Annotated in this window: 11 protein-coding genes; 4 read left to right on the top strand and 7 right to left on the bottom strand. The window is 67.4% G+C overall.

The window, feature by feature from the left end:
* Positions 1 to 87: 87 nt before the first annotated feature.
* Entirely contained in the window at positions 88 to 234 is a 147-nt protein-coding gene (locus ACFWAY_RS52415) for a hypothetical protein (RefSeq protein WP_378516344.1), read from the bottom strand.
* A 95-nt stretch (positions 235 to 329) separates the two neighbouring features.
* Here ACFWAY_RS52415 and ACFWAY_RS52410 point away from each other — a divergent pair, with 95 nt between their 5' ends.
* Positions 330 to 866: a LiaF domain-containing protein gene (locus ACFWAY_RS52410; RefSeq protein WP_378516343.1), complete on the top strand. Its 537-nt coding sequence runs from the start codon at positions 330 to 332 to the stop codon at positions 864 to 866.
* Here the strand turns inward: ACFWAY_RS52410 and ACFWAY_RS52405 are convergent.
* The 3 genes from ACFWAY_RS52405 to ACFWAY_RS52395 are packed head-to-tail and all read right to left on the bottom strand — an operon-like array spanning position 863 to position 3972.
* Complete coding sequence (locus tag ACFWAY_RS52405; RefSeq protein ID WP_378516342.1) at positions 863 to 1867, bottom strand: acyl-CoA dehydrogenase family protein; 1005 nt, start codon at positions 1865 to 1867, stop codon at positions 863 to 865. The genes ACFWAY_RS52410 and ACFWAY_RS52405 overlap by 4 nt on opposite strands.
* A 30-nt stretch (positions 1868 to 1897) precedes the next feature.
* Positions 1898 to 3415, bottom strand: a complete 1518-nt coding sequence (locus tag ACFWAY_RS52400) for an aldehyde dehydrogenase family protein (protein WP_378452068.1) — start codon at positions 3413 to 3415, stop codon at positions 1898 to 1900.
* Positions 3412 to 3972 (bottom strand): 2-oxoadipate dioxygenase/decarboxylase family protein, encoded by a 561-nt coding sequence (locus ACFWAY_RS52395; protein ID WP_378516341.1) that lies wholly within the window; start codon positions 3970 to 3972, stop codon positions 3412 to 3414. The genes ACFWAY_RS52400 and ACFWAY_RS52395 overlap by 4 nt, the downstream gene beginning before the upstream one ends.
* A gap of 30 nt (positions 3973 to 4002) precedes the next feature.
* On the opposite strand from ACFWAY_RS52395, the gene ACFWAY_RS52390 reads away from it, so the two are divergent.
* The 3 genes from ACFWAY_RS52390 (at position 4003) to ACFWAY_RS52380 (ending at position 6661) form a co-directional block, all read left to right on the top strand.
* Positions 4003 to 4467, top strand: a complete 465-nt coding sequence (locus tag ACFWAY_RS52390) for an Lrp/AsnC family transcriptional regulator (RefSeq protein ID WP_378452070.1) — start codon at positions 4003 to 4005, stop codon at positions 4465 to 4467.
* 65 nt (positions 4468 to 4532) lie between these two features.
* A complete protein-coding gene (gene lat, locus ACFWAY_RS52385; protein WP_378516340.1) occupies positions 4533 to 5876 on the top strand; it encodes an L-lysine 6-transaminase in 1344 nt (447 codons plus the stop codon).
* The gene (locus tag ACFWAY_RS52380; protein ID WP_378452072.1) at positions 5873 to 6661 is read left to right on the top strand and encodes a tyrosine-protein phosphatase; all 789 of its coding nucleotides are present in this window, start codon (positions 5873 to 5875) and stop codon (positions 6659 to 6661) included. Before lat ends, ACFWAY_RS52380 begins: the two co-directional genes overlap by 4 nt.
* Here the strand turns inward: ACFWAY_RS52380 and ACFWAY_RS52375 are convergent.
* From ACFWAY_RS52375 to ACFWAY_RS52365, 3 genes are read right to left on the bottom strand one after another with little or no spacing between them, the layout of a single operon-like run.
* Positions 6625 to 6957: a VanZ family protein gene (locus ACFWAY_RS52375; protein ID WP_378452082.1), complete on the bottom strand. Its 333-nt coding sequence runs from the start codon at positions 6955 to 6957 to the stop codon at positions 6625 to 6627. The two genes, ACFWAY_RS52380 and ACFWAY_RS52375, sit on opposite strands and share 37 nt — an antisense overlap.
* Before the next feature lie 2 nt (positions 6958 to 6959).
* The gene (locus tag ACFWAY_RS52370) at positions 6960 to 7298 is read right to left on the bottom strand and encodes a hypothetical protein (RefSeq protein ID WP_378452073.1); all 339 of its coding nucleotides are present in this window, start codon (positions 7296 to 7298) and stop codon (positions 6960 to 6962) included.
* A gap of 1 nt (position 7299) precedes the next feature.
* A complete protein-coding gene (locus ACFWAY_RS52365) occupies positions 7300 to 7716 on the bottom strand; it encodes a DUF1707 domain-containing protein (RefSeq protein WP_378452074.1) in 417 nt (138 codons plus the stop codon).
* Positions 7717 to 7880 lie beyond the last annotated feature (164 nt).

Raw genomic sequence — 7880 nt, 5'->3', positions numbered from 1 at the left:
ACAACTACCGGGCCGCCCAATCAACCGTGCCTAAAGCAGCCACCCCTCTAACAGCCAGTTAGAACGTGAGCAGCAAACCCGCGTCCTTCAGGACCAGGTAGTTGATACTGTGTTGTATTCCGCTGTCGCGGGAACGAACGCCGGCGACGGCAACTCGACGGTGGCGGGGTCGTGCTCGGAGACCACCACATAGGCGCCCACAGCGAGTAGCGCCAGAGCAACTGCGCGGATCATCCTGATCACGTTGTCTCGCTTCGGTCGAAGGGGCGGTGCGTCACGGGTGGAGCCGTCAGACAGTAGACGAGGGCACCGACAGTTACGGTGGAGCCATGACTGCTGCAGGGGACGGCTACGAACTCGACCAACTCCGGGAGGCTGCACAAGCCCGGCTCGAGAAGGGGGTGGGGGACGGAAAGCTCACACTGGAGGAGTATTCGGAGCAGGCCGCGATCGTCTGGTCACGCGACGTCGACGCCGAGCGCCTCGGGCAGTTGGTTCCCGTCGAGGCACCGACGGCGCCGGTGTCGCGACCTCAGTCCACCATCGTCGGAATATTCGGCGACACCAAGCGTTCCGGCCGCTGGTCGCTCGCCGTGAAGACATTGGCCCTGCTCGTGTTCGGGGACGTGAAGCTCGACCTCCGGTCGGCGGTGATCGGCGCCCGTACGTCGACGATCACGCTCGTCACGCTGTTCGGCGACAGCACGATCACCGTTCCGGAGGGCGTGCACGTCGAGGTGGGTGGTTTCGACCTCTTCGGTGACCGTGAACTCGACGCCGGTGCACAGGATCCCGGGCCCGGAGCCCCGACGATCCGCATCGTGTCGTACTCGCTGTTCGGTGACCTGAGGGTCCGCACCCGCTAGTCGCGGCCGAGGCGCTCCAGCAACGCCGACTTGATCGCCGGACGTCCCGCTGCGACGAGCGTGAAGGTGGCTTCACGCATGAGGCGTTCCGCGGTGTTCCCGGCAAGCAATGACGAACTACCCTTCGCCGTGACGAGGGCGGCGGCGGTGCGGATGGCGAGTTCCGAAGCGCGGGCCCGTGCTTCGGCGATCTCCGCGCGGCCTTCGAGCGCCGCGTTCAGGTCGAGTCGTGCCCGGGCGGCCTGCTCCTCGAACGGGTCGGCGTCGACTCCGATAGCCTCCAGTTCGCTGATCGCCCGGCGGGTGATCCCCATCGCCATGCACCCGTTGATCCACGACCCGAACAGCTGGCTCTTTGCGAAATCCTCGGGGGAGACGACGGCACTCACCAGATCGCGTGGCACGGCGAGCCCGTCGAATTTCAACCTGACCGTGTTGGAACCGCGGGCCGCGATCAGCGGGAGTTCCTCGGCGGTGAGTCCCCGAAGCGGTTGTGCGGGAATGATGACGTGCACGATGGAGTCGTCGAACTCGTCGCGCGCCGACACCTGGAGCAGATCGACGATGCCCCAGCCCGTGACGAACGGTGACACCCCGTCGAGCACGTAGCCGTCATCGACGCTGCGTGCCCACAGAGTGGGCGGGACGGGAATCGCTCCGGCCAGAGCGACACCGGCCCGCACGGTGCCGTCGATGAGTCCGTCGAGGTAACGATCCTGCAGGGCCGTGTTCGGCGAACCGGCGAGACCGGCGACGACGCCGTGATGCTGCATCCACGTGAACGCCGTCGCGAGGCAGCCGCCGCACAACGTCTCCATCACGTCGACCAGCACCGACGGCGTCACACCTTCTTCGCCCGGTGCCGCGAGTCCGTAGAAGCCGTCGGCGGCGAGCGTCTCGAAGTGACTGTCGGGAATCTCGCCGTCGGCATCGACGCTGTCGGCTACCGGGAACAACACGTTCTCGGCAATCTCACGCGCCATCTCGGTCCAGTTGCTCACGCCCCGAGAGTAGCCGGTCGACGCCGCCGATCAGGTGAACTCCACCCCCTGCGCGAGCGGGAGTCGATCGGAGTAGTTGACGGTGTTCGTCGCCCGGCGCATGTAGGCCTTCCATGCGTCGGATCCGGACTCGCGTCCGCCACCCGTCTCCTTCTCGCCGCCGAACGCCCCGCCGATCTCCGCCCCCGACGTGCCGATGTTGACGTTCGCGATGCCGCAGTCGGAACCGTCTGCCGCGAGGAACCTCTCGGCCTCACGCTGATCGGTCGTGAAGATCGACGACGAGAGACCTTGGGGCACTTCGTTGTGCAACGCGATCGCCTGGTCGAAGTCGTCGTAGGTGAGGACGTAGAGGATCGGTGCGAACGTCTCCTCCTGCACCACCGACGTCTGCGCGGGCATCCGCACGAGGGCGGGCGAGACGTAGTAGGCGGAGTCGCTGCCCCCGCTGCGTTCGCCGCCGCAGACGACGTTCCCGCCGTCGGCGCGGGCCTTGTCCAACGCGGTCTGCATGGCCTCGAACGCGGAGCCGTTCACCAACGGACCGACGAGGACGCCGTCGTCGAACGGATTCCCGACCTTCAACTGGCCGTACGCCGAAGAGATGCGCTGCACCAGTTCGTCGGCGACGGACGAGTGCACTATCAGCCGCCGCAGGGACGTGCAGCGCTGGCCTGCGGTGCCCGCGGCGGAGAAGACGATTCCCCGCACGGCCAGATCGAGATCGGCGGACGGGGCCACCACCGCTGCGTTGTTGCCGCCCAACTCGAGCAGGCATTTGCCGAAGCGCGCGGCGACGCGCGGACCTACGGCGCGACCCATCCGCACGGACCCGGTGGCGCTGACCAGAGCCACGCGTGCGTCGTCGACGAGACGCTCACCGACGTCCCCCGCGCCCTGGACCAGGGCGTGGATCCCGGCTGGTGCACCGACGTCGCGGGCAGCGCGCGCCAGCAGTGCATCACAGGCGATTGCGGTGAGCGGAGTCCGGTCCGACGGCTTCCACACCACCGTGTCGCCGCAGACCAGCGCGACGGCGGTGTTCCACGACCACACGGCCACGGGGAAGTTGAACGCCGAGATCACCCCGACAACTCCCAGTGGGTGCCACGTCTCCATCAGCCGGTGTCCCGGCCGTTCCGACGCCATCGTCCTGCCGTACAACTGGCGTGACAGACCGACCGCGAATTCGCAGATGTCGATCATCTCCTGCACTTCGCCCTGCGCCTCGGACGGAATCTTGCCCGCCTCGAGGGTGACCAGTTCCGCCAGATCCGTCTTGTGTTCGGTCAGAAGCTGACCCAGGCGGCGCACCACCGCGCCGCGCTGGGGGGCTGGGACGGTACGCCACTCGAGAAAGGCCTCGTGCGCCGCGGTGATCGCCCGGTCCACGTCGTCCGCGCTGCTCGCGGTCACCGTGCGCAGTTCGGTTCCGGTGATCGGTGTGCGCGCGACGAGCGGTCCACCGGCGTCGGTGATCTCGGCGCCGCACCTGATCAGTGCTTCCTCGGCGCGTCGGCACAACTCCTCGGGGGCGGGAAGGTTCACGATGCTGTCCTCTCTCGGGTTCGATCCTGCTGCTGTCGGTCGAGCGTGAACGGGTCGTGCACGGGCCGGCCGAGTGTCTCGGCGAGCCACGGTAGGCGGTCGGGGCCGGCACCGACCGCCGCTGGGAGGAAGTCCTCGTAGAAAATGGGCTCCGCGACGTGTTCCTCGCCCGAGAGCACTCCGCAACGGCGACTCCGCGTGGTTCGCCGACGGCGAGGAACTGCCCGCCGCAGAAGTACGTCCGGGCCACTCCATGCGGGTGGTCCCTGGGTGCGGTCGATCATCGTGAGGCCCCGCCGCGCCGAACGCCGGCACAGGTCGTCGATGTCGAAGACCCGCGGCGCCAGATGGAGGACGCGGACGCTCGTGCGCCCACCGATGTCGGCGGCGGCGGGTGAGATACGTTCGAGTTCGGCGTCGGCCGAGTATCGCGCCGCGAAGTCCGCGTCGACCGCACCGGCCACGTCGACCAGCGTCGCGTAGGCGGGCACCTCCCTGCCGTACGACGCCGCCAGCGCCCGGGCAAAGCGGGCGCGGAGCTCCCACGTTTCAACCATGATGCACCTCCGCTGGGCTAGCCTGCGCTGGTGGTGGAATCTTTTCGTAGCGACGCACCCCATACTCCTCTCGACGACATCGATCGGGTACTGATGCAGGAGCTGGTGGCCGACGGCCGGGCGACTCTGGCGACACTCGCCGAGAAAGCGGGGCTGTCGATCTCTGCCGTGCAGTCCAGGGTGCGCAGGCTCGAGGCCCGCAAAGTGATCCGCGGGTACACCGCGAAGATCGATCCGGATGCGCTCGGGCACGGTCTGTCCGCATTCGTCGCGATCACCCCTCTCGATCCGTCGCAGCCCGACGATGCACCTGCTCTGTTGCGGAACCTCCCCGCGATCGAAGCGTGTCACTCGGTCGCGGGGGAGGAGAGCTACGTGCTGCTGGTGCGCGTCGCGTCCCCGCGGGAGCTGGAACACCTGCTGCAGGAGATTCGTGCCACCGCCAACGTACACACGCGCAGCACGATCATCTTGCAAACATTTTACGACAAGTGAGCCCTGTTCCGGATATGTTGCCGAATCGTCGCCGGTTCACAGGAATTTTGACGTAATCTCTCGGTATGAGCACAGCGATTCGATTTACCGGAGATGGGGGCGAGCTGCCGGCGAGCCAGGTGCACGACGTGCTGCGCGAGCGCATTCTGGTCGACGGTTTCGACCTTGTGCTCGACCTGGAGCGCTCACGCGGTACGCATCTCGTCGACCAGCGGGACGGCACCAGCTACCTGGACATGTTCGGATTCTTCGCCTCGTCGGCGCTCGGGATGAACCACCCGGAACTGGCGGACGACGACGCCTTTCGTCGGGAACTGGCGGCGGCGGCGATCAACAAACCGAGCAACTCCGACATCTACACCGTCCCGATGGCGCGGTTCGTCGAGACGTTCGCCCGGGTGCTGGGGGATCCCGCACTGCCGCATCTCTTCTTCATCGACGGTGGCGCACTCGCCGTCGAGAACGCTCTGAAGGTGGCGTTCGACTGGAAGAGCAGGCTCAATGAGAGCCGCGGCCTCGACCCGGCGCTCGGCACGAAGGTCCTGCATCTGACCGAGGCGTTCCACGGGCGCAGTGGATACACCATGTCGCTCACCAACACCGAGCCCGGCAAGGTGGCGCGGTACCCCAAGTTCGACTGGCCGCGCATCGACTCCCCGTACCTCGCAGACGGGCGGGACGTCGAATACGCCGAGCGCCACGCACTGGACCAGGCGCGGCGTGTGTTCGCCGAGAACCCCTCGGACGTGGCGTGTTTCATCGCCGAACCCATCCAGGGTGAGGGCGGCGACCACCACTTCCGCCCGGAGTTCTTCCAGGCGATGGAGGCGCTCTGCCGTGACAACGACGCCCTCTTCATTCTCGACGAGGTGCAGACCGGCTGCGGTCTCACCGGCACCGCCTGGGCGTACCAGCAATTGGGAGTGCACCCGGACGTCGTCGCGTTCGGCAAGAAAACGCAGGTCTGCGGGATCATGGCCGGCGGCCGGGTGGACGACATCCCCGACAACGTGTTTACCGTCAGCTCGCGGATCAACTCCACCTGGGGTGGCAACCTCACCGACATGGTGCGGTCCCGCCGGATCCTCGAGATCGTCGAGGAGGACAGGCTCGTCGACCGAGCCCGGATGACCGGGGCGCATCTCGTCGAACGACTGCGGGAACTCGCACGCGCGAACGCCGAGGTGACCGAGCCACGGGGGCGTGGCCTCATGTGCGCGATCACGCTCCCTACCCCGCAGCGACGGGACCGCGTCGTCGCGGACCTCAGGGACCGGGAGCGGGTGCTGATCCTGCCGACCGGCAAGCGCGGGATCAGGTTCCGCCCACCTCTGACGGTGACGACCGCCGAACTCGACGCCGCGGTGGATGCACTGGCCCGAGTGCTGGGCGGTACCGTCGACGCATGACGCCGATACCGCTCACGTCCGTGCCCAATCTGCGAGACGTCGGTGGCTACCGAACCCGGGACGGCGCGAAAGTGCGCACCGGTGTGTACTTCCGTTCGACCGATCTCAGCCGGGTCGCGGACACGGACATGCCGCTGCTCGACGGCCTCGGGATCCGGACGGTGTACGACCTGCGCACCGCGGACGAGCGTGACGCGGCACCCGACAAACTCCCGGACGGGGCCCGCGCGGTCGCGTTGGACGTGCTCGCCGACAAGGGGATCCGGTCTATCCCCGCGCAGATGCTCCAGGTGATCGCCGATCCGATGATCGCCGAACGGGAACTCGGCGGCGGACGCGCGATCGAATACTTCGAGGGCAGCTACCGCGACTTCGTCGAGATGCCGAGCGCGGTCTCCTCGTACCGGGAGTTGTTCGGCGGCCTGGCCTCGAACGGCAACACTCCTGCCCTCGTGCACTGCACCACCGGCAAGGACCGGACGGGATGGGCCACGGCGGCGGTGCTGCTGCTCCTCGGAGTCAGTGAGGAAGACGTGTTCCACGACTACCTGCTGACCAACGAACTCCTGCTTCCGTCGTTCGCGAGCGTGTTCGAGAAATTCGTCGACGCGGGTGGAGATCCGGCGTTGCTCGAGCCCGTGCTCGGAGTCCGTGAGCAGTACCTGGAGGTGTCCCTGGCTGTGATGCGCGAGCAGTACGGGACCGTCGAGCGGTATTTCTCCGACGGACTCGGCCTCGACGTCGGGGTTCAGACTCTGCTGCGGGAGCGGATGATCGCGGACTGAGCGGACAAGCCGATCGCCACACCGACCATGTCGGCGCAGAGATCCCACACCGATCCGTGCCGGCCGATCGGCAGCACGCCCTGCAGTATCTCGGTGATCACCGCGAACGCAGCGAGCCAGAGCACGGTGATCCGTGGCGTCAGGAGCGCATACCGGGAGGCTGCCGCCAGCGCCGCGAACAGCAGGGCGTGCACCACCTTGTCGGCATGCTCGGGACCCGACGGCGTCGCGGACGCAGGGGACAGCAGCATGACCAGTGCCAGCACGGTGAGGGCCGCCACCGGAACGGATCGCATACTCACCGCTGGACCGTGAACCCCAGTGCGCCCTCTGCAAACCGTTGCACCGCATCCGATCCGCTCGCGAGCGCGTCCTCGTGGCCGGTCCGCGCCCAGCCGGTGAGGGTCGCGGAGTCCCCGGACGGGGTGAGCCCCACCTCGGCGAGCAGTTCGCCGGTGTTGGGCTGGCAGATCGCCCACGAATAATGCTCGTCGCTCAGCCACTGCGCCGTGCGGCGGGCGACGTACTCGGGTTCGGCGATTCCACCGTCCGCGAGCGCCGGACGATCGTCGACCCGCTCGTCGGCGCGCAGCGCGCGCAGGTACCAGCCACCCGCATTGACCTCGACCGGTTCCACGTCAGCGGTCCCGGTCCCGGTCGCGGCGGCGATCTCGACCGTGGCGGTCGTCGCGGGTGCCGAACAGGATGGCGCCGGCGGCGGGGATCATCAGGAAGAACAGCCAGCTGTTGTCGACCGGGACGACGAAGAACAGCACGAGGGCGACGAGCGGGATCACCGACATCACGATGCGACGCCAGTTCTGGTCGTTGTCGGTGCCGGTCGATTCGGCCTTGGCAGGCGTGCCGACCGTGGTCGCGGGGAGGTCGGTGAACACTCGATCGAGCTCGCCGCGGGTGATGGCATTCGTGACCGCGAGACTGCGCTCGTCGAACTCGGGGACCGTCAAACGGCCCGCCGCAAAATGTTCGCTCAACAAGTTCAGGGCCTGCTCGCGTTCGGCAGTGCCGACACGGATCTCGGGAACGTCAGACATGCGTACAGACTACTGTGAGTCCTTCTCGGCCCCCGGGGGCCGAGAAGGACTCACGAGTGGTGCAGGTGCCTATTTCAGTTCGGCGAGGACGGTGCCCTGGGTGATGGCGGCGCCGGGTTCGACGGACAGGCCGGTGACGGTGCCGGCCTTGTGGGCGTTGACGG

Source organism: Rhodococcus sp. NPDC059968, from assembly GCF_042738615.1.
Taxonomy (GTDB): domain Bacteria; phylum Actinomycetota; class Actinomycetes; order Mycobacteriales; family Mycobacteriaceae; genus Rhodococcus_F.
Note: the sequence above shows the minus strand (reverse complement) of the source record. Positions and strands in the feature narration are given on the sequence as shown.